The organism is Nakamurella panacisegetis (genome assembly GCF_900104535.1).
GTDB classification, from domain to species: domain Bacteria; phylum Actinomycetota; class Actinomycetes; order Mycobacteriales; family Nakamurellaceae; genus Nakamurella; species Nakamurella panacisegetis.
The window spans coordinates 2,452,209-2,473,998 of the sequence record NZ_LT629710.1 but is presented as its reverse complement, the minus strand read 5'-3'; the positions used below and the strand labels follow the sequence as shown (position 1 = coordinate 2,473,998).

13 protein-coding genes are annotated in these 21,790 nt (G+C 69.3%); 6 read left to right on the top strand and 7 right to left on the bottom strand.

All coding sequences use genetic code 11. The annotated features are described in order from the left end of the window. Window positions 1-3 precede the first annotated feature (3 nt). Window positions 4-1,119: a WD40 repeat domain-containing protein gene (locus BLS97_RS10835; RefSeq protein WP_090475981.1), complete on the bottom strand. Its 1,116-nt coding sequence runs from the start codon at window positions 1,117-1,119 to the stop codon at window positions 4-6. 238 nt (window positions 1,120-1,357) lie between these two features. On the opposite strand from BLS97_RS10835, the gene BLS97_RS10830 reads away from it, so the two are divergent. Beyond that, complete coding sequence (locus BLS97_RS10830) at window positions 1,358-1,804, top strand: universal stress protein (RefSeq protein WP_090475980.1); 447 nt, start codon at window positions 1,358-1,360, stop codon at window positions 1,802-1,804. Window positions 1,805-2,010: 206 nt separating this feature from the next. Next, window positions 2,011-3,186 carry an LptM family lipoprotein gene (locus BLS97_RS10820; RefSeq protein WP_157695353.1) on the top strand — a complete coding sequence of 392 codons (1,176 nt, stop codon included), beginning with the start codon at window positions 2,011-2,013 and terminating at the stop codon, window positions 3,184-3,186. 138 nt (window positions 3,187-3,324) lie between these two features. Here the strand turns inward: BLS97_RS10820 and BLS97_RS10815 are convergent, their stop codons facing one another. Continuing rightward, on the bottom strand, window positions 3,325-4,377 hold the full coding sequence (locus BLS97_RS10815) for an aspartate-semialdehyde dehydrogenase (RefSeq protein ID WP_090475977.1): 1,053 nt from the start codon (window positions 4,375-4,377) through the stop codon (window positions 3,325-3,327). Further along, on the bottom strand, window positions 4,374-5,639 hold the full coding sequence (locus BLS97_RS10810) for an aspartate kinase (protein ID WP_090475976.1): 1,266 nt from the start codon (window positions 5,637-5,639) through the stop codon (window positions 4,374-4,376). The genes BLS97_RS10815 and BLS97_RS10810 overlap by 4 nt, the downstream gene beginning before the upstream one ends. A gap of 1,187 nt (window positions 5,640-6,826) precedes the next feature. Here BLS97_RS10810 and BLS97_RS10800 point away from each other — a divergent pair. Beyond that, window positions 6,827-8,170 (top strand): HNH endonuclease signature motif containing protein, encoded by a 1,344-nt coding sequence (locus BLS97_RS10800; protein WP_090475974.1) that lies wholly within the window; start codon window positions 6,827-6,829, stop codon window positions 8,168-8,170. A gap of 187 nt (window positions 8,171-8,357) precedes the next feature. On the opposite strand, the gene BLS97_RS10795 is transcribed toward BLS97_RS10800, so the two are convergent. Beyond that, on the bottom strand, window positions 8,358-9,263 hold the full coding sequence (locus tag BLS97_RS10795) for a hypothetical protein (protein WP_157695352.1): 906 nt from the start codon (window positions 9,261-9,263) through the stop codon (window positions 8,358-8,360). A 75-nt stretch (window positions 9,264-9,338) separates the two neighbouring features. Between BLS97_RS10795 and BLS97_RS10790 the strand changes: the two genes are divergently transcribed. Next, complete coding sequence (locus BLS97_RS10790; RefSeq protein ID WP_090475972.1) at window positions 9,339-9,935, top strand: nucleoside deaminase; 597 nt, start codon at window positions 9,339-9,341, stop codon at window positions 9,933-9,935. A 2-nt stretch (window positions 9,936-9,937) separates the two neighbouring features. Continuing rightward, window positions 9,938-10,867, top strand: a complete 930-nt coding sequence (locus BLS97_RS10785; RefSeq protein WP_197676519.1) for an alpha/beta fold hydrolase — start codon at window positions 9,938-9,940, stop codon at window positions 10,865-10,867. A gap of 72 nt (window positions 10,868-10,939) precedes the next feature. Here BLS97_RS10785 and BLS97_RS10780 read toward each other — a convergent pair whose 3' ends face one another. Next, the gene (locus BLS97_RS10780; RefSeq protein WP_090475970.1) at window positions 10,940-11,380 is read right to left on the bottom strand and encodes a hypothetical protein; all 441 of its coding nucleotides are present in this window, start codon (window positions 11,378-11,380) and stop codon (window positions 10,940-10,942) included. 28 nt (window positions 11,381-11,408) lie between these two features. Then, entirely contained in the window at window positions 11,409-12,986 is a 1,578-nt protein-coding gene (locus tag BLS97_RS10775) for a ribonuclease domain-containing protein (RefSeq protein ID WP_090475969.1), read from the bottom strand. A gap of 372 nt (window positions 12,987-13,358) precedes the next feature. On the opposite strand from BLS97_RS10775, the gene leuA reads away from it, so the two are divergent. Next, window positions 13,359-15,167 (top strand): 2-isopropylmalate synthase, encoded by a 1,809-nt coding sequence (gene leuA / locus BLS97_RS10770; protein WP_090475968.1) that lies wholly within the window; start codon window positions 13,359-13,361, stop codon window positions 15,165-15,167. A 343-nt stretch (window positions 15,168-15,510) separates the two neighbouring features. Here the strand turns inward: leuA and BLS97_RS10765 are convergent, their stop codons facing one another. Further along, the gene (locus BLS97_RS10765) at window positions 15,511-21,570 is read right to left on the bottom strand and encodes a family 78 glycoside hydrolase catalytic domain (protein ID WP_090475967.1); all 6,060 of its coding nucleotides are present in this window, start codon (window positions 21,568-21,570) and stop codon (window positions 15,511-15,513) included. Between the last annotated feature and the right edge of the window lie 220 nt (window positions 21,571-21,790).

Below are 21,790 nucleotides of genomic sequence, written 5' to 3'. Positions count from 1 at the left end.
ACGTCACCCGAGCGACCAGCCGGCCACCGCGTTTCCGCTCATCGCCGTCGGGCTGGTGATGCCGAGTGAATCCACGCCCGACCAGGCGAGACCGGCATCGGCGGGCAGGACCCCGCGCACCGTCCCGACGGTCACGGCGGCGAATCCGGCCGGGACGATCTGGACCCGCAGGGCCGCCCCCGCTTCGGTCGACGTCCCGATACCGGACACACTGAACGACGTGACGCAGGCCAGCTGGCGGCCGTCCGGGGAGTACGCGGCGAGGGCGTAGTCGCCCTTCACCCCGTCCAACGGCGACAACGCCCCCGTCTTCAGATCGAGCACCTGCGGGGGCCCTGGATGCCCGTAGGTGGAGAACCCGACCACGGCGTGACGGCCGTCCGGGGCGACCGCGAGCGGCACGGCCTGGGTACCGCCCGGCCCCAGCGGCCCGAACTCACGGCGGGTGCCGGTGGCCGTGTCGATCACGATCAGGTCCGGCGGGATCTGGTCGACCCGGTACGCCGTGAAGACCGCGCTGTCCCCGCCCACCACGAAGTGACCGGACTGGAACTCATACGGACCGGTGGCCACCGCGACCACCCGCGGCACCAGGGATGCCGGGTCGACGTCCACCACCCGGGTACTCAACCCGTTGGCATCACTGGATCCGCTGATCAACAGCAGATGACCATCCTGCCGGTTCCAGGCCATGTTCACGTAGAACGACGTGCCGCCGCCGGGCGGCACCGGGGGGATCGGTCGCACTCCTCCGGTGGCGACGTCGACCAGGGCGACCGTGCCTCGGCCCCGCGCATCGACGCCCTGACCGAGGGCCACCGTCCGGCCGTCCGGCGCGAACATGGCGGTCACCGGATGCCGGCCGGTCACCGTGGTGGCCGCGCAGACGCGGTCGGATTCCCCCACGACCGGCACCAGGCAGACGCCATGAGCGGCGTCGGCAACGGCGGCGGTCGTGCCGTTGGGGGCCAGGGCCAGGAAGCCGGCCGGCGCCGGGACGACGTGCGCGCTCACCGAACCGGCCGGGCGCGCGACGTACGGGGCGATGGCGGCCGAGCCGGCGACCGTGCACCCGCCGATGAGCAACATCAGCGCCAGCGCGCCCGGCAGCCGCCACATGCGTTCAATGTACGAGTGGCTGGCGCCGGCCGTAGGCGGGCGATCGCACCGATCGCCGCACGGTCGGCGCGGATGGCTTGCCTCCACCGCGCGTGGCCTCTGCATGGTGCAGGTCGTCGGGACGCGAAAGCTGACCGGCACGCTGATCGGTCTGCGCACCCGTCCCGTCCCCATGACGGGCTGAACACAGCGGCGCGGCCCGGTCGGGAGCAGTCCCGGGATAGGGAACAGTAGGGGCATGGGTTCAGTTTTCGAGCGCGGCACCGACGGCCCGAAGGTGATCGTCGTCGCCGTGGACGGTTCGGTCACCTCTCTCCGAGCGGCGTCCTACGCCGCGGGGCTGGCGCGGCGGCAGTCGGCCGAACTGGTCGTCGTCTTCGTGGCCACCGGATCGCCGATGGCCAACTTCGTCCCGGCCGCGGGGGTGGCGGTGGACGAGGCGCTGCACGACGTGGCCGCCCAACTGCGGAAGCAGGTCGAGATCGGGGCAGCCGACCAGGGCATCCGCGCGCGGTTCATCGAGGCGAAAGGCGATCCGTACGCCGAGATCTCCCGGATCTGCCAGAAGGTGATGGCCGACGCCGTGGTGGTCGGTGCCTCGACCTCCTCCGGGCACCGCCTGATCGGCTCGGTGGGTGTTCGGCTGGTGCGCGCCGGTCTCTGGCCGGTGACCGTCGTCCCCTGAGGGGATCGTCGGTTGCCCGGTGCCGGTCTCTGGCCGGTGAACGTTGTCCGCTGAGGGCCCAGCGGCCTTTCGGACCGACTGCTCCGCCGGGTCGGGGACAACAACACGACCGGTGAGAACAGCACCGCTCGTAACACCTTGGAAGTCGTAGCGCGGGCCGGTTGCCCGGGTGCCGATCCACGCGTGTCCTGCGCTAGCGTTCGGCCGTGCGCAGACTCCGTCGGGCCGTCCTGGTCGTGGTCGGCGCCGTGATCATCGCCGGATGTACGGCCCCGTTGGGCCGTCCCACGCCGCCCCCGGCCGCCTCGGCGGTCACATCGGCCTCGGGGGTCACATCGGCCGCCACGGTTCGGCCGTCGGCCCCTCCTCCGGCCTCGGATCCTCCGGCCTCGGACTCTCCGGACCGCCCGACCTCTCCGGACCGCCCGACCGGGAGGGTCGCAAGCAGTTCACCGGCGGGGGCCCAGCGATCCGACCGGCCGCCCCGGACCACGGCGTCCGATCCGACCTCTCGGTCGGCGAGCGCCGGGGCCTGTCCCGGCGGCCGGTGTTACACGGTCGGCCCGGTCCATGAACTGCCGGCGGGAGTCGCGCCCGAGTCCAGCGGCATCGTGGTGTCGGGCCACGATCCGGACGCCTACTTCGTCGTCGACGACGGCACCGGGGTGCACGACATCGTCGCCGTGCGGGGCAACGGCTCATTGATCGGACGGGTTGAGGTGCAGGGTATGTCGGCCGGAAATGCGGAAGCCTTGTCGGCCGGCCCGTGCGGTGATCGCGGCGGACGATGCTTCTATGTCGGCGATATCGGCGACAATGCCGTGAAGCGCTCGCGGATCTCCGTCTACCGGCTGGACGAGCCTTCCCTGCGGCCACTGCCGGCCACCCCGGTCGCCGCCGATCGATGGGATTACGTCTACCCGGACGGGCCACACAATGCCGAGGCGATGTTGGTCGACGCCGACGGATCACTCCTGATCATCACCAAATCTGCGCGCAACGACGCCGGAGTGGTTCCGCCGCACCGGATCTACCGCGCGTCACCCGGCGGCGGCACACTGACGTACCTTTCGTCGTTCACCCCACCGGCACCCAGCCGTTCCGCGCAGTCGCTGTTCACCGGCACGGTCGTCACCGACGCCGCCGCATCAAACGGACGCGTCCTGATCCTCACCTACGACGAGGTGACCCAGTATGCAGCGCCGAAAGCCGGTGCCGCTCTGGCCGATTTCGCCTCGTGGCCCCATCGCGAGCTGCCCGATCCGCCGATGATCCAGACCGAGGGCATCGCCTTCCAGACCGCGGGCTGCGGTTACGAGGTCACCTCGGAGCAGGGCCCCGCCGGCACCCGTTCAGCGATGGCCGCAGTGCTGTGCCGCTGACCGGCGGCGCCCATCGCGGTGCCGGTCCGCTGACGGTTGGCGGCCCCGCGGTGCCGTTCCGCTGACCGTTGGCGCCTCCCGCAGTGCCGTTCCGCGCGGTGGCTGCCGTCGCGACCACCGCGCGGGTGACGCCGACCGTCACAGGACGGCGGCGACCACTTCGGCGATCTGCACGGCGTTGAGCGCGGCGCCCTTGCGGAGGTTGTCGTTGGAGATGAACATCGCCAACCCGCGCCCTTCCGGCGCGCCCTGATCGGACCGCAGACGCCCGACGTAGGACGGGTCGGTTCCGGCCGCCTGCAACGGGTTCGGCACGTCGGTCACCTCGACCCCCTCGGCCGTCGAGAGCAGCTCCGTCGCCCGCTCGACCGACAGTGGCGTCGCGAACTCGGCATTCACCGAGAGCGAGTGCCCGCTGAAGACCGGTACCCGCACGCACGTTCCGGACACCAGCAATCCCGGGATGGACAGGATCTTGCGGGATTCGTTGCGCAGCTTCTGCTCTTCGTCGGTCTCGAACGACCCGTCGTCGACGAGGTTTCCGGCCAGCGGCACCACGTTGAACGCGATCGGCCGGACGTACTTCTTCGGTGACGGGAACTCGACCGCCTTCCCGTTGTGGGTGAGGCCGGCGGCGCCGTCGACGACCGCCTTGACCTGACCGTCCAACTCCGCCACCCCGTCGAGTCCGCTGCCGGACACCGCCTGGTAGGTCGAGACGATCAGGCGCACCAGGCCCGCCTCGTCGTGCAACGGCTTGAGCACCGGCATGGCAGCCATGGTGGTGCAGTTCGGGTTGGCGATGATGGCGCCCCGGCCCGGCGTGACCGCGGACAGCGCCGCCTCCGGGTTCACCTCGGAGACGACCAGCGGCACCGAGGGGTCCATCCGGAACGCGGAGGAGTTGTCGATGACGACGACCCCGGCCGCGGCGAACTTGGGAGCCAGGGCCTTCGACGTCGCCCCACCGGCGGAGAACAGCGCAATGTCCAGCCCCGAAGGGTCGGCGGTGGCGGCGTCCTCGACCACGATGTCGGTTCCCTGCCAGGACAGCGTCGATCCGGCCGACCGGGCCGAGGCGAAGAATCGGATGGACGCGATCGGGAACTCCCGCTCGGCCAGGATGCGACGCATCACGCCGCCGACCTGGCCGGTCGCGCCGACCACGCCGATGTTCAAGGGGCGGCTCATCGTCCGGTTCCTCCGTACACAACTGCGTCGTCATCGGCGCCCAGATCGAACGCCGCATGGATGGCCTCGACGGCCTTGTCGAGTTCGACGTCACGGACCAGCACGGAGATCCGGATCTCCGAGGTGGAAATGATGTCGATGTTGACACCGGCTTCGGCCAGGGCTTCGCAGAACGTCGCGGTGACCCCCGGGTGCGAGCGCATACCCGCCCCGATCAGCGAGACCTTGCCGACGTGATCGTTGTAGACGATGGCGTCGAATCCGATGGCGTCCTTGCGTGCCTCCAGCGCGGCAACGGCTCTCGGCCCGTCGGACTTGGGAAGCGTGAAGGTGATGTCGGTCTTGCCCTCGGCGGCGCGAGAGATGTTCTGCACCACCATGTCGATGTCGATCTCGGCGTCGGCGATGGTGCGGAAGATCCGCGCCGCCACGCCCGGGTGGTCCGGAACCGCGGCCACCGTGACCTTTGCCTCGCCGCGCTCGTGGGCGACGCCGGTGATCAATGCCTGTTCCACTGTCAGATCCTCCATACTGCCGGTGACGATGGTGCCTGCCTTGTCCGAGTACGACGACCGGACGTGCACCGGGACGTGGTAGCGACGGGCGTATTCGACGCATCGCAGCATCAGCACCTTGGCGCCGGCCGCGGCCATCTCGAGCATTTCCTCGTAGGTGATGGTGTCGAGCTTCTTGGCCTTCGGCACGATCCGCGGATCGGCGCTGAACACCCCGTCGACATCGGTGTAGATCTCGCACACATCGGCCCCGAGGGCCGCAGCCAGCGCGACGGCCGTGGTGTCGGAACCACCACGCCCGAGGGTGGTGATGTCCTTGGTGTCCTGTGAGACGCCCTGGAACCCGGCGACCAGCGCGATCGCACCCTCGTCGAGGGCGGCACGGATACGGCCCGGCGTGACGTCGATGATGCGGGCCCGGCCGTGGGTGGAGTCGGTGATGACCCCGGCCTGGGACCCGGTGAACGAGCGCGCCTCGGCGCCGAGTGCGTGGATGGCCATGGCGACCAGGGCGTTGGAGATGCGCTCGCCGGAGGTGAGCAGCATGTCAAGTTCACGGGCCGGCGGCACCGGGGCCACCTCCATGGCCAGATCCATGAGTTCGTCCGTCGTGTCGCCCATCGCGCTGACCACTACGACGACGTCGTGCCCGGCCTTTCGCGTGGCGACGATTCGCTCGGCCACGCGCTTGATGCGCTCTGCTGTGGCCACCGACGAACCGCCGTACTTCTGGACGACGAGACTCACGCTCGCACCCTTGCCCTCTCGCAACACCCGGCTCGGTGGATACCGGCGCGCAAGCAGCAGGCGCCGGCCGGTTCGTCAGCGCCGCCGCCGACCCAGGTAGCCGATCAGGTGACGAGCTGTCGCGGGTGGGGTGCCGGTGGCCCCTCCCGGCACCGCGGTGATCCAGGAAAAGCCGTGTTCAGATTACCCGTCGGCGCCCGACGAATTTGCCAGCGCAGCCCGGCCGGAAGATCCGCAGTTGCGGCCCGGCCCCGCCGCAGGGACTGCTCCGGGCAGGGTGAACGGGCACAAGATCTCAGTGGTTCCTCGCAGGTCGGACCGGGCGGTGGTGGATGGAGACCCGGCACGCACAGCCGGCACGGTTCAGCCGGGCCGGGGCGCCGGGTCCCCCAAAGGCGGGCCCCAAGGCCGACGGCGGGTCGGAGGTCGGGGCCCAAGGCCGACGGCGGGTCGGAGGTCGGGGCCCAAGGCCGGCGGCGGGGGTCGGAGGTCGGGTCCCAAGGCCGACGGCGGGTCGGAGGTCGGGGCCCAAGGCCGGCGGCGGGGGTCGGGGCCGAGGCCTGGGGCTGGGCGCCGTCACTGGCGGCCGGTCCCGACTCGGCCGCCGCACCCCACGCGGCCGCCGGACCCGACTCGGCCGCCGGTCCCGAGGCGAGGGGCCGAGGCCTGGGGCTGGGCGCCGGCACTGGCGGCCGGTCCCGACTCGGCCGCCGCACCCGACTCGGCCGCCGCACCCGAGGCGAGGGGCCGAGGCAGGGTCCCCAGCGGGCCGCCGATCGGCCGGGGGCACATGGGCCGTCGGGGGCGTGGCCCGTCGACAGGGCCCAACGCGGCACACCGGACGCCCTTGCACGCCGTGCTGTGGAGCCGTCCCAGCCGCAGTCCGGCTCGACGGCGGACCCGCAATACCGCGTGCCAAGTTCTCGTGCGCGTGTGCACTTGTCAGGCCAGCCCACGGGTCGGTGGGCGACTCGTAATACCGGCCGGCACTTGTCATATCGCCGGCGAGATGACGAGTGCCAGCCACGTATTACAAGTAGTCCCGGGCAGCGTAAAAGTCGCGCCTCCGCAATCAGCACCGTCTTCACGGCCCTGGCAATATCGTCACCAATCCGTGATCTTTCCATCGCCGGAAATGGCCGTCCGCGCACGGTCGACTGTCGGTGGCCTGCGATAGCGTTTGCGGTATGGGAGGGACCGGATTCACCGACATCGACCAGGCCAGACAATTGGTCCGGTCGGCGATGGAATCTGTCCGGGAATTGACCGACGGGGGGTACTGGAAGATCAACGCCGACGATCTGTTGGAATTGGCCCGGGAGTACGAGACTCTGTCGCGGATGGTGCTCGCGGCGAACGTGCACCTGGCCGGGGAGATCGACACCCAAGGCATCGCGGGGCAACGGTCCTGCTCCTCCACCGCTGCCCTGTTGGCCCAGACGGTGCTGATCTCCCCCGCCGAGGCGACCCACCGCGTCCGCGCCGCCCGGCACACCCTGCCCCGCGACACCCCCACCGGCCCGGAGCTGCCACCGCTGCTGCCGGTCCTGGCCGACGCCTTGGACACCGGCCGGGTGGGTTCGGAGCACGTGCGGACGATCGTGGCGACCATGGGGAAACTGCCCGCACCGTTGCCGCCGGAGCAGCGGGACTTCTGCGAACACCTCCTGGTCGAGAAAGCAGCGGTGGTGGATCCACGGAGTCTGGACAAGATCGCCACCGCCGTACTGGACGCCGCCGACCCCGACGGCACCCTGGACGAAACCACCCCGGCGTCGAAGATGGAGTTGCGGTTCGGCTCCCGTAACGCCCGCACCGGACTGACCGGCCTCACCGGCACCCTGGACGACCACGGCGTCGACGTGATCACCAGAGCCATCGACGCTCTCGCCGCGCCCCGACCCATCCCCGGCCCGACCCCCGGTTCCGACTGCACACCCGATCCCCGGCCGTCGGCGACCCGGCGGGCGCACGCCCTGATCGAGGCATTGGAGCGGTACCTGACCGCCGGGGACGGGCCGGCCAACGGCGGGGAGAAACCCCACGTCGTCGTCTACGTGCACTGGGACCAGATGCACGGCGAGATCACCCAGGCCACCCGCGAATCCGGGTACGCGATGACCCCGGCCCAAGCCCGCCGCTACCTGTGCGACGCGAAGATCATCCCCGTCGTCCTGGGCGGGCAGGGGGAGATCCTGGACGTCGGGCGGGCCATGCGAACCTTCACCCGCGGCATGCGGCGGGCCATCACCGCCCGGGATCGCGGCTGTGTCTGGGACGGCTGCGACCGGCCGGCCACCTGGTGCGACATCCACCACGTGAACTGGTGGGAACGCGACCTCGGCGACACCAGCACCGCCAACGGGGTACTGCTCTGCGGATACCACCACCGAGAAATTCACCGCAGCGAATGGCAAATACGATTCGACGACCACGGCCATCCCGAGACCATTCCACCGAAATGGACCGACCCGGAACAAAGACCCCGCCGCAACCGACTGCACCACATCCGGGAAATGCTCGACCCCTAGCTGCATATTACCCGGCGGCGAGTTCTGCCGTACGCATCATTTCCCCGTGCTCGTGCGCGGGGCCACCAACCTGAGCCTGCGACGCCCGGAACTGACCCCGATGCACGGTGGTCAGCACACCGTTGAGCAGCCGCGACCAGCACGACCGCGTCCAAGGCGCCGCGCCGGTTCCCGCCGCGCCGGTTCCTCAACGCAGCGGCAGCGCCTTCGACCCGATCCCGATCACCGAGCCGGTCAGCTTTCCGGAGCCGACGACAGTCACCACGCACTGCACGTACGGCGCCCCGGCGGCCTGGGCGACCACCTTGACGGCCAGGCGCCCGCCCTTGGTCGGGTCGGAGGTCTTCATCACCGACGCCGCCAGGGTCCGGCAGCCGGCCGTCATGCCGTCCGCATCCATCCCCGACACGATGGACGTACCGGAGTCGGTGGGCGACGCGACGAAGCCGTAGCCCAGCTGCTGCGTGCTGTGCGGCGAGGTGCAACTGGTGGGTGTCCCGCGCGGTACGACGCTGCGGTCCCAACACAGACCGAACTCATCCGGCAGGGTGCCCGAGTCCCAGCTCGACTTCAAGGAGGTTGTCGCGTTGTAGGTCTGGCCGACCGTGGACAGCACGCACGCGGTCCAGGTGCGACCGGCCGCCCGGTCGTGGGCGTTCGGTCCGACCGTGACCGCGTCGACGTGGATGCTCTTGGTCCATTCCATCCCGTCGATGGTGGACGTCGCCGTGGTGCCCAGGTACTTCTCCACCTGACTGCGGCAACTCGGATTGGCCTGGACGAACTCGTCGAGCGTGGTGACGGTCGAACTGCTCGTCGGCTGCACCGAGATGATCTCGCCGATGACGGTCCCTGTGCAGGACGGGGCGACGGTGGCCACCGGGAGAGCCGTGACGGCCGCGTTCGGCCTGGTCGCGCGCGGCGGTCGATCAGGGCCGGTGATCGCCGTGACGCAAGAGCCGACGGTTGGGGGCGCCGCGATGACCTCGGAGACGGCGCTGCCGGCCACGCGCTTGCCCACCAGCGACGGTACGACCATGGCACACAGGAGCGCGACGAACAGCACCATCACTCCGGCAGCTCGGCGGTCCACCGGATCGAGGGTAACGACCTCGGCTGTGAGGGCGGTGGATACGCTGGGCCGGACACCGACCCGCGGGAGCCGCACATGATCAACACCTCGATCCTGGCCACCGGATTCACGGCCGTTCTGCCCGACTGGGTGATGCCGTTCGTCGCGGACTACCAGGCGCCGCTGGTCACGTCGGAGGACCGGATGGCGTTGGTGCACGCGCTGGCCGATCGCAACCACGTGGCCGGCAACGGCGGCCCGTTCGCGGCGGTGGTGGCCGACCCGGCCACCGGCGAGATCGTCTCGGTCGGGGTCAACGTCGTGCTCTCCAGCGGTCTGTCCAGTGCGCACGCCGAGGTCACCGCGATCTCGTTGGCCCAGGTCGGCCTCGGGTCCTGGGACCTGGCCGCGACCCGCCCCGGCCTGGAGTTGGTCGTCAACTGGCGTCCGTGCGCGATGTGCTTCGGCGCCGTTCTGTGGTCCGGCGTGCAGCGGCTGGTGGTGGCCGGTGACGGCCCTGATCTCGAACGGCTGACCGGATTTGACGAGGGCCCGGTGGTCGCCGACTGGGCCGAGCAGTTGGCTTTGCGGGGCATCGAAGTGGAGCAGGATGTCCTGCGTGACGGCGCGATCGCCACCTACACGGCATACGGCGAAAGCCAGGCGCTGGTCTACAACGCCCGTAGGTCATGACCGTGACCGGGGCGAGCGCAGCGACCGGAAACGGCAACACCGCGAGCGCAGCGACGGAAAATGTCACCGGGCCGCGTGCGACCGGGCCGAGCGAAGCGGGTGTCACCGAGCAGTATGTCGACTCCGACGGCGTGCGCATCAACGTGGCCTGCGCAGGCCACGGTCGGCCGGTGCTGCTGCTGCACGGATTCCCGGACTCCTGGCACCTGTGGTCGGCCCAGATCAACGCTCTGGCGGCCAACGGGTTTCAGGTGATCGCGCCGGATCTGCGGGGATTCGGCGCGTCGGACCACCCGGAGGACGTCGCCGCCTACCGGATGCCGTTGTTGCATTCCGACATCACCGCTGTGCTGGCCCATTTCGGCGTGGAACGGGCAGCGGTCGTCGGACACGACTGGGGCGCCGGGATCGCGTGGAGCTTCGCCATGCGGCATCCGGCGGTGGTCGAGCGGCTTTCCGTGCTCTCGGTGGGTCATCCCGGGGCCGGAATGTCCAGCATCGCCCAACGACAGCTGTCCTGGTACATGCTGTGGTTCCTCACCCCGGGGGTGGCCGAAGCTGTTCTGCCGCAAGCGAATTGGCAGGCCTTCCGGGAGTGGGCGTGGAGCGGGGCCAATACCGACCCCCTGATGGACGCCCAGATCGCGGCTCTGGCGCGCCCCGGTGCGCTGACCGCGGCACTGGGCATCTACCGCGCGAACATCCGGCCGGAGACGTTCTACCGGCCCACGGTTCCGCCCATGCCGCACGTCGCCTGCCCGACCATGGGCGTGTGGTCGACCGGCGACCTGTTTCTGACCCGCGAGCAGATGGTCGACTCGGCCGCATTCGTCGACGGCCCCTGGCGGTACGAAGAAGTGCCCGGCGGCCACTGGATCCCGGCGCAGGCCCCGGATCAGTTGAGCGCACTGCTGCTGGATTTCTTGGCCTGACCGGCCGTCTCGACCTGACCGATCACCGCTGCAGCCGACCCGACGGTCCGATCAGCTGGTCCGACCGGCCGCTCAGGGCGGGAAGCTGTCGCCCGAGCCGGTGAGGATGACGAACAGCTGCACGTCCCGCGGGAAGCTGCCCTCGTGCCCCGGTCCGACCGCCTTGGCCAGGTCGGTGAACACACCAACCGCCTGCAGCAGGTCACCCAGCGCCGGGCCGGCCATCGCGTCGGCATGACGGAGCACGAGGGCCCCGCTGTCCGCCGGATGCTCCGCCAGCGCACCCCAGATCCGGTCCTCGAGGCCCGACCACTTGCGCAGTCGCTCATCCGGCCCCAACCCGAGACCAGTTGCCGCGCAATCGAAGAAGTCCTCACGACGAGACACATGACGGACATCGATCTCGAGCAGGTACACCCCGGCCCGGTCGAGCTGTGGACGCCACTGCGACTCGTAGATCCGGTCGTCGACCAACGTGGTCAGGTCGGTCAGGGCCAGCGGGAACGACGTCATTCACTTCTCCAGACTGGTATCGGCACGCTCAGCCGTTGATCAGGAAGAACGGCGGGGCGTCGTTCGTCTCACCGTAGTGGTTGCGGGAGTAGTAGATGCGACCGCTGCTGACGTGAACCACCAGCCGCCGGATCCCGTGGCCCGCCGTCCCGACCTCCTTCTGCACGTAGTACTCGCGGTAGCCGCCGGCCCCCTTGACGCCGGGCAGATCGCCGTCGCGGTTGGCGTGCGCCTCACCCCATTTGACCCCCGGGGGGTGGCCGACGAACGTGACCGAACTGCCGGCCCGGTACTGGGCGATGGCGTCTTCGAGGGCGTCCTTCTCACCAGGCCCGGTGGTGAAGGAGGCCGCCGTCCGTTCCTTGATGATGGTGCCGTTGCCGGCGAGCAGACCTTTGGCGATCTGGTCGGCCCGCAGCTTCTCCCGCTTCTCCTTCTCGGCCTTCGCCTCGGCGGCAAGTCGGATCGACAGGGGATCTCGCCCGGCGTACATCGCGATCTTGGCTTCCAGGCCGCCGAGACCCTCGTTCGGCTGGCTCTTGTTCTCGCTGGCCAGCACCTGGTCCCACGACATCTTCTTGTGGGCGTCCATCCACTTCTCGAGGTTGAGCTTCTGCTGGCTGTTCTGAACGGTGGCGGTCTCGGTCTCCACCGCCTCGAACCGGTCGGAGATCTCGATCGCCTTCTCCACCAGACTCTCGTTGCGGTCCAGGTCGGCGGTGAGGCTGACCCAGTTCCGGTCGACCACCGCCTTCTCGATGGCCTCGATCGCTTCGGCCAATCCCGTCGGGATGTGGCACGGAAGTTGGGTCAGGACCTTGGCCGCCTTCTCCAGCAACGGCCCCTTTCGGGTCTCGGCGTCGGACAGGATGGCGGCGGTGGTGGTGCGGAACTCGTCCAGCAGCGGTGCTGCCTTCACGTAGTCCTTCGCAACGATCTGTTCGTTGATGGCAACGAACTCCGGTGCCTTCGCTGCCTTCCCGGCCGCCAGTTCCTTGGCCAGGAGTCTGGCCATGCGGAGACAGGACTTCTGGCCGAGCGCCTGCTCCTGGTCGACGTCGGGCCCGGCCTTCTGTTTCTTGGCCACAGCCGCTTCGACACCGGCGTGGTCAGCGCCGGTCACGGTCTTCTGGGTCGCCCCGACCTCTTTGGCCTCGGCCGTGGCCCGCCGGCCGGACCCGCCGGCCAGCGCGGCCGTCTTGAGGTGGGTGTTCAGCGCGCCCTGGTGGGCGCCACCCGACACCAGGCCGGCCGTCTCACCGACCTGCTTGGCCTCGGCCGTCGCGGCCGCACCCGGGGTCGCCGTGCGTTCGCGCACCAGCGCGTGCAGCGCCGCCCGTCGGGGGTCGTTCGCCGCGATCTTGCCGCCCGGCGCGTTCATGTCCGCGACCTTGGCTTGCCGCTTGGCCGCCTCGACCTCGAATATCTCGTCGTCCAGGTCGGAATCGATCATCTGTCGTCGCAGCGGCGCCAGCGCCGGCCCGCCGGTGAGCAATCCGGCGACCGGGCGGCTGTCGGTCCGGGGCGCCGAGCTCTCCGGCTCGACGGTGGCCTCGGACCGGGGGGCGGTTGTGCTCGACCGCCGGGCGCGGAGCGGAGCCGTCATGCGAACCTCCGGGGTTCGTGGGTGTCCCCCGAACGATAGAGTGATCGCCTGGCCAGGAGAAGAGCCGAATCGGCTACATCCGGGGACACGGTGGGTGACGACGACGGCCTGTTGCGGGTGGCCGGCCCGCCGCTCCACCGGTGGCCTCGACCCGGGCAGGTTGCCACCGCCCGGCCCACCGGGGGTATGGTCCATGACGTGGTGCGCATCGCAGCAGCCGGCGTTCTCGCCGTGAGCCTGCTCCTTAGCGGCCGCGACGGAGCCTGATTCCAGACTGGCTCCTCCGTCGCGGGACTTTGTGCTGCTGGTCGACCCCTCCCCCTCCCGGGCGGCAACGGTCGCACCCGGGACTCTCCTGAAGGAACCCACGTCATGAGCACTCCCCCCGTCTCTCGTCTGAGCACGCCGGTCGGCGACATTCCCACTGGTCAGCACCCGTACAACCGGCAGCGCGGCAGCCAGATGCCGTTCCAGCGCTACACCCCGTTCACCCCGATCGACCTGCCCGACCGCACCTGGCCGACCAAGGTGATCGACAAGGCGCCGCTGTGGTGCGCGGTCGACCTGCGCGACGGCAACCAGGCCCTGATCGACCCGATGACGCCGGCCCGCAAGCGCCGCATGTTCGACCTGCTGGTGGCCATGGGCTACAAGGAGATCGAGGTCGGCTTCCCCGCCGCGTCCCAGACCGACTTCGACTTCGTCCGCGAGATCATCGAGCAGGACGCGATTCCGTCCGACGTCCGCATCCAGGTGCTGACCCAGGCCCGTCCCGAACTGATCGCCCGCACCTACGAGGCTCTGGAGGGCTGCCACTCCGCCGTCGTCCACCTCTACAACTCCACGTCTACCCTGCAGCGCCGGGTGGTGTTCGGGCAGGATCGCGCCGGCATCATGCGCATCGCCACCGACGGGGCCGAGGAGGTCGCCCGCTGGGCCGAGAAGTACCCGGACACCGACTGGCGCTTCGAGTACTCACCCGAGAGCTACACCGGCACCGAGCTGGAATATGCGGTCGAGGTCTGCAACGCCGTCTCGGCGATCTGGGCCCCCACCCCGGAGCGGCCGATGATCGTCAACCTGCCGGCTACCGTCGAGATGGCCACACCGAACGTCTACGCCGATTCGATCGAGTGGATGCACCGCAACCTGGCCCGGCGGGACTCGATCATCCTGAGCCTGCATCCGCACAACGACCGCGGTACCGCCGTGGCCGCGGCCGAACTGGGCTACATGGCCGGTGCCGACCGCATCGAGGGCTGTCTGTTCGGTAACGGCGAGCGCACCGGCAACGTCTGCCTGGTGACGTTGGGGCTCAACATCTTCAGCCAGGGCGTCGATCCGCAGATCGACTTCTCCGACATCGACGAGATCCGCCGCACGGTGGAGTACTGCAACCAGCTGGCCGTCCCCGAGCGCCACCCGTACGGCGGGGACCTGGTGTACACGGCGTTCTCCGGCTCGCACCAGGACGCGATCAAGAAGGGCTTCGACCACCTGAACCGGGATGCCGCGGCGGCCGGAGTGCCGGTGGAGCAGTACACCTGGCAGGTGCCGTACCTGTCGATCGACCCGAAGGACGTCGGCCGGTCGTACGAGGCCGTCATCCGGGTCAACTCGCAGTCCGGCAAGGGCGGGGTCGCCTACATCATGAAGACCGAGCACGGGCTGGACCTGCCCCGCCGTCTGCAGATCGAGTTCTCCCGGGTGGTCCAGGGACACACCGACTCCGAGGGCGGCGAGGTGAACGCGGCGTCGATGTGGCGCTACTTCGCCGACGAGTACCTGGAGCGGACGACGCCGGTGGAGTTCATCCGCGCTCGCGTGGAGACCCCTGAGGACGCGCCCGAGGGATTGGACACTCTGGCCGCCCGGCTCGTCGTCGACGGAGACGAGCAGGTGCTGCGGGCCCAGGGCAACGGCCCGGTGGCCGCGTTCTGCAACATCCTGGCCGCGGCCGGCCACGACGTCCGGGTGCTCGACTACGTCGAGCACGCCCTCTCGGCCGGCGGCGACGCCCGCGCCGCCGCCTACCTCGAGTGCGCCATCGACGGCCAGGTGATCTGGGGGGTCGGCATCGACTCGTCCATCACCCGCGCGTCGCTCAAGGCCATCGTCTCGGCGGTCAACCGCTCCGCGGCCCACGCCGCCGAGGAATCCTCGGACTCCGAGCGCCGCTGACCGGATCGCCCGGCGTTCACCCGCGTTCGGCGTGGATCAACTTCTCAGGCATGGACGAACGTGACGACTTCCGTCACTTTCGTCCCAAATCGTCGAAGTTGATCCACGCGCCACCGACCCGAGCAACAGATCCACGCGCCACCGACCCGAGCGACCGATCCACGCGCCACCGACCCGAGCGACCGAGCCACGCGCCACCGACCCGAGCGACCGAGCCACGTGCCACAGGGCCGACCGACTGTGATCCACGCGCCACCGGCCCGGCCGGTCCCCAAGCCAGACGAGCGAGAACGACAGTGCCCCGGACCCATCAAGGTCCGGGGCACTGTCGTTCGCCAACTGCCTACTTCGTGACGGTCAGCCCGGTCTTGACCGAGGCGGCCGAGACCACCGTGCTGCCGGCGTAGGACACCGTCAGCGTGTACTTACCGACCGACAGCTTCGGCAACGTGACCGAGGCGCGACCACCGGACAGACGCGCGGCACCGGTCGCCACGAGCCGGCGGCCGGCCATCGCCTTCACGATCACCACCCCGGCGGCGGCAATCGACTTCGAGTTCGTCGACACCGTCACGCCGACCACCGCTTTCGCCGATGCCCGCACCGTTCGAGCCGGGGCCTTCACCTTCGCCGTGGCCTTGACAACGACCAGCTTGGCCGTACCGGACGACGGCTTGACCGACCGGTCACCGGAGTAGGACGCCGTCAGGGTGTGCGTTCCGACCGACAGGGTCGCCGGCAGCGTGATGGTCACCGCGTTCTTCGCCAGCCGTCCGCGGGCGATCACCCGGCGTCCGTCGGACAGGGTGACGATGCCGGTCGCCGTGAGTCCCGGAACCTGGACCACCACAACGGCCTTCGGCGAGTTGCCGTACACCACGGTGGACGGCGTCACCCTCAGCGACGTGGAGGACGTCGCCTTGACCACGGACAGGTCGACCGTGTCGGAGGAGGCCGCGTACACGGCGTTCCCCGAGTAGCCGACCAGCAGCCGGTACGACCCTGGCAGGAGAGCACTGGCCTTGATGGTCAGTACGACCCGGCCACCGGACAGGACACCCTGGCCGACCTGCACACCGCGTGACGTGACGCGGACAGCCCCGGTCGGGACGGCTCCCGAGCCGGACACCTTGACCGTCAACGTGACCGAACCGCCGGCGCCGACGGAACCGCTGGACAGCACCGCGAGGGTGGTCGACGTGAGGAGGGTGACCCCGGCCTTCGGCATCGACACCTGATGCGTTGCTTCGACATTCCCCGCCTGGTCGACCGCCCGGTAGGAGATGACCACCGCCGCCGCACCGACCGTCACCGGGCCGGTCGCGGTGAGCCAGCCGCCGCCCGGCAACTGGTACTCGATGCGGGCCACACCGGAGGTGTTGTCGGCCGCGGTGAAGGTGGCCTGGCGGGTCACCGGGTCCACCGAGCCACTCGACACCGGCGGAGTGGCATCGACCTTGGCCGTCCAGGCCGTCGGCGCCGACACGTTGCCGACGGCGTCCGCCGCCGTCACCGACGCTGTGTGGATCCCGTCGGTGGTGAAGGTGATCGGAGCCGAGACCTGCGCGGCCTCCGCACCGTCCACGGCCGCCGAGATGACCGGGAACTGGTCACCGTCGTCCGTGGCGCTCGCCGTCAGGGTGACCGGCGAGGTGTACCAGCCGTTGGTCCCGTTGGGCGCCGCCGGGTCGGTCGTCAGTGTGACGGCCGGAGCGGTGGTGTCGGCCCCCGGCGCCGGCAGGGTCCAGACATCCGCGATGGACGGGTCGTAGTTGAGTCCCTGCGGGTTGTTGTCGAACCGCACCGTCACCGTGTCTCCGGTCAACAGCGTCGGGTCGTCGACCAGCACCTGGTACATCTCGGTGCCGACCCCGCCGGTGTGGGTGAACATCCGGGAGTTGACCAGGACGCCGTTGACCTTGACCGTGTACTGCTTGATCTGCGGACCGTCATAGGTTTCCCGGGCCCGCAGCACGAACGGCTGGCCCTTGGTGATCTTCATGGTGAACTGGATGAACCCGTCGGTGGTGCCCTTGAAGGTGTAGCGGCGGGTGTATCCGGCCTCGTCCGGGCTGTTGCCCGAACGGGACGAGAACGTCACGGCGTGGGCAGGTTCGTCCGCCGCCGCCGAACCGGTGTTGCCCATGTCGAGGTAGTCGACGACCTGCGTCGCCACGGGTTCGCCGATGGTCAGCGTGAAGGGCACCGCCGCCTGGGCCAGCGTCTGGGTCGACGAGGCGAAGGAGGCCGTGATCCCGCTGATGGGTCCGGCCGTGCCGGTCACCGGCGCGAGCAGAACGACCGTGACAGTCGCGTCCGCACCCGCCGCCACCGTCACCGGGGCGGAAGGATCGGGCACCGCCCAACCGGTCGGAACGGCGAGGGACACCGATCCGGTGACGGCGGTGGTGGAACGGTTGTGCAGCGCCACCTTCACCCGCGCATACCCGCCCGGGACGGCCGAGGCCGGGGTCGCGGCGGCGGTGAGAGTGACCGGGGTACCGACCGTCACCGTCGTCGAGGCCGGGATGGACACGCGCCCGGACTGACTGGGCACCTCGACCCGACCGACGAGCGCGTTGCTGCCGACCGTCGCGTCCGCGGGCACCGAGACGGCGAACGCGAAGGTAGCAGTCTGACCGGCGGCCACCGCGACGTGCGCAGCACTGGCCGGCGTGGCCGACCATCCGGCCGGCAGATCGAGAGATGCTCCCATGTCGGCGATGTCGCTCGTCGAACCGTTGACCGCGGTCACCGAGAGGTTGACCGTCTGCCCGGGCAGCACCTCACCGGTCGGTGCGGTGGTGGTGACACTCAGGCCGAGCGCGGCTGCAACGGCCTTGCCCAGACTGTCCAGCATCGGGGTCAGCAGACCGGTCAGTGCGTCGGAACCGGCCTGGTCGAGCGGTCCGGCGGCCAGGTCGGCCGCAATCAGCGATGACGCGTCCTTCAGCGCGGCCAGGGCGGCAGCGGCCTTGGTGGCCACCACCGTCGGGTCGGCCAGAGCCGCATCGACGTCATCGTTCGCGGTGCCCAGGTCGGCCACCAGCGCGGCCCGCTGGGCGTCCGTCAGGTTGGCCGCGGTGACCTTGGCCCCGAGGGCGGCGAGCCCGTCCTTGACCGATGCCAGATCGGCCGCCGGGGATTCGACGGCGAATGCGTAGTCGCCGGAGCCGATCTCGATGGTGACGGTGTCACCCGTGTCCGAGTCGGACACGACTCCGTCCGCCTTGGACAGCGGCTGCCCGCCTTCGGTGACGGCCAGCGGGTTGACCGCCGGAACGACTACCCGTGCCGTCGTGTTGGCCGGGACCGAGACATTCAGGTGATACGAACCAGCCGCCACGGTCCAGTGGCTGCTGACGGTGCCGTACGGGGTCTGGTAGTCCATCGAGCTGTGGGTGAGGTCGCCGCCCGGAACCGGTGCGATCAGCGACTTCCTGTACCCGGGCTCGAGCGCGGAGATACCGCCGATGGTGTCGTACATCCAGGCGCCGACGGAGCCGTAGGCGTAGTGGTTGAACGAGTTCATACCCACGTCGCCGAACTGCCCGTTCTGGCCGATCGAGTCCCAGCGTTCCCACACAGTGGTCGCGCCCTTGCTGATCTCATAGCCCCAGGACGGGTAGTCCTTGTTCAGCAGCACCCGGTAGGCCACGTCACTGCGGCCGATGTCGGTCAACGCGGGCAACAGATCCTTCAGCCCGAGGAACCCGGTGGACAGGTGCCAGTTGGCCCGCTGCAGGGTGGCGACGAAATTGGTCGCCATGGCCGTCCGCACTGCGTCCGGCGCCAGACCGAACGAGATCGAGATGGCGTAGCCGGTCTGGGTGTTGCTGGCCAGGTTGCCGAAGGCGTCGATGAACGACGCCTGGTACGACGCCCGGATGTTGTTGTAGAGGGTGCGGTACTTGGTCGCGTCGTCGGTGTTGCCGATCGCCGCCGCCATCTGGGACATCAGATCGGCGCTGTGCGCGTAGAACGCGGTGCCGATGATGTTCGACGCCGTGTCGTCGTTGAGGTTCAGCCAGTCCTTGTAGGCCCCGCCGTCCCGCTGGAAGTTGTTGCTGGTCGATGCCAGGTAGTCCATGTACTTCGTCATGGACGACCATCCGGATGCGATGACCGCGGTGTTGTCGTAGCTCTGCCACACCGCGTACGGCACGGTGATTCCGGCGTCGGCCCAGCCCGCGTTGCCGCTGCCGAATCCACTGAAGGACGGGGCGACGTCGGTGTAGGCGCCGCTGCTCAGCTGGTCGGTCCTCAGGTCCCCGATCCACTTGGACAGGAAGGCCTCCGAGTCCAGGTTGTAGGTCGCGGTGCTGGCGAATTCGCTGATGTCGCCGGTCCAGCCGAGCCGCTCGTCACGGGCCGGGGTGTCGGTCGGGATGGAGACGAAGTTGCCCCGCTGCCCCCAGGTGATGTTGCTCTGGATCTGGTTGACCAAAGCGTCGGACGTGCTCAGGTCCATCGTCTTGCCCCCGGCCGATCCCCACACCATGCCGGTGACGTCGGCCAACGCGGGCGCGGTGTCCAGGCCGGTGACCTCGACGTAGCGGAAGCCGTGCTGGGTCAGCGTGGGATGGAAGGTGATCGTGCCGTCGGCGGCGAACGTGTAGTAGTCGGTGGCCTTGGCCGAGCGGAGATTCGCGGTGTAGATGGTGCCGTCCGGGTTCTCGACCTCGGCGTAGCGGATGCGGACCTGCTGGCCGGCCTTGCCGGTCAGCGTCAGCTTGGCCGTCCCGACCATGTTCTGGCCCAGGTCGTAGACGAACGCCTTCGGGGATGGCTCCTTCTGGGTCAGCGCGGGACGCTCACCGGTGATACGCACCGGCTGGTCGGTCTGCGGCTTGAGCTTGGCCGTCTGCGAGGCCCGGGTGACCACCGGACTCCAGCTGGAGTCGTCGAAAGGCGTGGTGTCCCAGCCCTTCTGCTCCTTGCTGGCGTCGTAGGACTCACCGTTGTAGAGGTCGGCCGACCTGACTGCCCCGGTGGACGCCTTCCAGCTGCTGTCGGAACCGAAGGTCGAGCTGGTGCCGTCGGTGTACGTGACCCGCACCTGGGCGATCACGGACAGGTCGGAGCCCCAGAAGTTGCGCCCGGTCAGCAGGTTGCCGGCGAACCAGCCATCGGCCAGTTGCACGCCCAACGCGTTGTCCCCGGCCTTCACCTGGCTGGTGATGTCATAGGTCTGGTACTGGTACGTGGTGTTGTAGTCGGTCCAGCCCGGCGCCAGGTACTCGTCCCCGACCTGAGCCCCGTTGAGGTTCAACTGGTACAGACCCTGGGCCGAGGCGTACGCCCGGGCCGACGCGATGGTCTTGCTCGTGTCGGTGGTGAAGGTGCCGCGCACGATCGGCGGCGCCACGCTCTGCCAGACCTCGTTGTCGCCGCTGATCTGCAACCCGGTGGCCGAGGTGGTCCCGCCGGTGAACGGGTTCTCCTTGGTGAGATCAGGATTGAACAGCGTGCTCCCGTCGGCCGCGACGACCGTCATGTCCTTGATCGTGGCGTTCTCGATGCCGTTGGTCCGCAGGCCGACGCCACCGGTCGGGTGGTCGCCGTTGGTGAACGAGCTCACCGACTCCCCGTCGATCGAGGTGGTGATGAGGTTTCCGGCGACCGTGATGGTGATGGTGTGCTGGGCGGTGGGTCCGCCGTGGCCGTTGATGACCGCACCGATGTCCTTGGTCTGGCCGGAAATCACGGCGTAACCGCCGTTGACCTTGGTGTGCGGGCGGAGAGCGTAGCCGGGCTGATCCTCGTTGTAGTTGATCTGCCACATGTACTCGTTGCTGGTGTCGGTGGCCCGGAAGATGAACCCGACGGCCGACTTGTCGGAGTTGTTGATGGTGAAGTCCGACGTCAGGGTGTAGTCCGACCAGCTGTTCGTCCCGGCCGATCCGACCCAGTTGCTGCCGTCCCAGTCCGTCGTGTTCAGCAGTCCGGTCTCGAACCAGGCCGGCGTGCTCCAGTCGGAGGTGGCCCCGGAGTTGTCCGTCAGCTGCACCTGCCAGTAGTAGCGGGTGGACGAGGTGAGCGCAGCGCCGCCCCACGGGACGTCCAGCGACTGGGCCGAGGCGACCTGGCCGGAATCCCATGTCGGTGCGGCGGCCAGCTGATCGATCGAGTTGGAGGCGCGGATCCGGTAGGCGGTCTGTGTGCTCCCGCGGGTCGCGTCCTGCAGTTGCCAGGACAGACGCGGCGTGGTCGACCCGACGCCCAACGGGTCAGTCAGGTCGTTGGTGGTGAGGCCAGTGGCCTGGGGCGCGGCCGTCGCAACGACCGCGGGCTTCACCGTCTCGGGCCTTCCCGGGGTGGCGCCGTAGGCGGGTGCGATCACCCCACCGGTCGTGATGAGGGTGACGGTCGCGCAAACTGCGACCAGGGATCTGATGCGCATTCAAAGCACCTTTGCTTTCGAATGAAGGTTGGCGGATTACCGGCGATTTAACGCCCGGAGGGCACAGCATGCACGCACGGCCAGCGCAGGTCAACCACATGACTTTGCCAGATCCAATGCCGCCAGGCACGGAGCGCACCTTTCGAGAATCAACGGTACTTAGGTCCGAAAACAACGAAAGGCGAGAACTTGCGAGCGCAAGCCCGACGGTTGCGGGACC

What these genes read in the sequence shown, in the direction of transcription:
- BLS97_RS10835 (WP_090475981.1), bottom strand. Translation starts at nt 1,119, where the DNA reads ATGTGGCGGCTGCCGGGCGCGCTGGCGCTGATGTTGCTCATCGGCGGG.
- BLS97_RS10830 (WP_090475980.1), top strand. Translation starts at nt 1,358, where the DNA reads ATGGGTTCAGTTTTCGAGCGCGGCACCGACGGCCCGAAGGTGATCGTC.
- BLS97_RS10815 (WP_090475977.1), bottom strand. Translation starts at nt 4,377, where the DNA reads ATGAGCCGCCCCTTGAACATCGGCGTGGTCGGCGCGACCGGCCAGGTC.
- BLS97_RS10800 (WP_090475974.1), top strand. Translation starts at nt 6,827, where the DNA reads ATGGGAGGGACCGGATTCACCGACATCGACCAGGCCAGACAATTGGTC.
- BLS97_RS10790 (WP_090475972.1), top strand. Translation starts at nt 9,339, where the DNA reads ATGATCAACACCTCGATCCTGGCCACCGGATTCACGGCCGTTCTGCCC.
- BLS97_RS10780 (WP_090475970.1), bottom strand. Translation starts at nt 11,380, where the DNA reads ATGACGTCGTTCCCGCTGGCCCTGACCGACCTGACCACGTTGGTCGAC.
- BLS97_RS10775 (WP_090475969.1), bottom strand. Translation starts at nt 12,986, where the DNA reads ATGACGGCTCCGCTCCGCGCCCGGCGGTCGAGCACAACCGCCCCCCGG.
- leuA (WP_090475968.1), top strand. Translation starts at nt 13,359, where the DNA reads ATGAGCACTCCCCCCGTCTCTCGTCTGAGCACGCCGGTCGGCGACATT.
- BLS97_RS10765 (WP_090475967.1), bottom strand. Translation starts at nt 21,570, where the DNA reads ATGCGCATCAGATCCCTGGTCGCAGTTTGCGCGACCGTCACCCTCATC.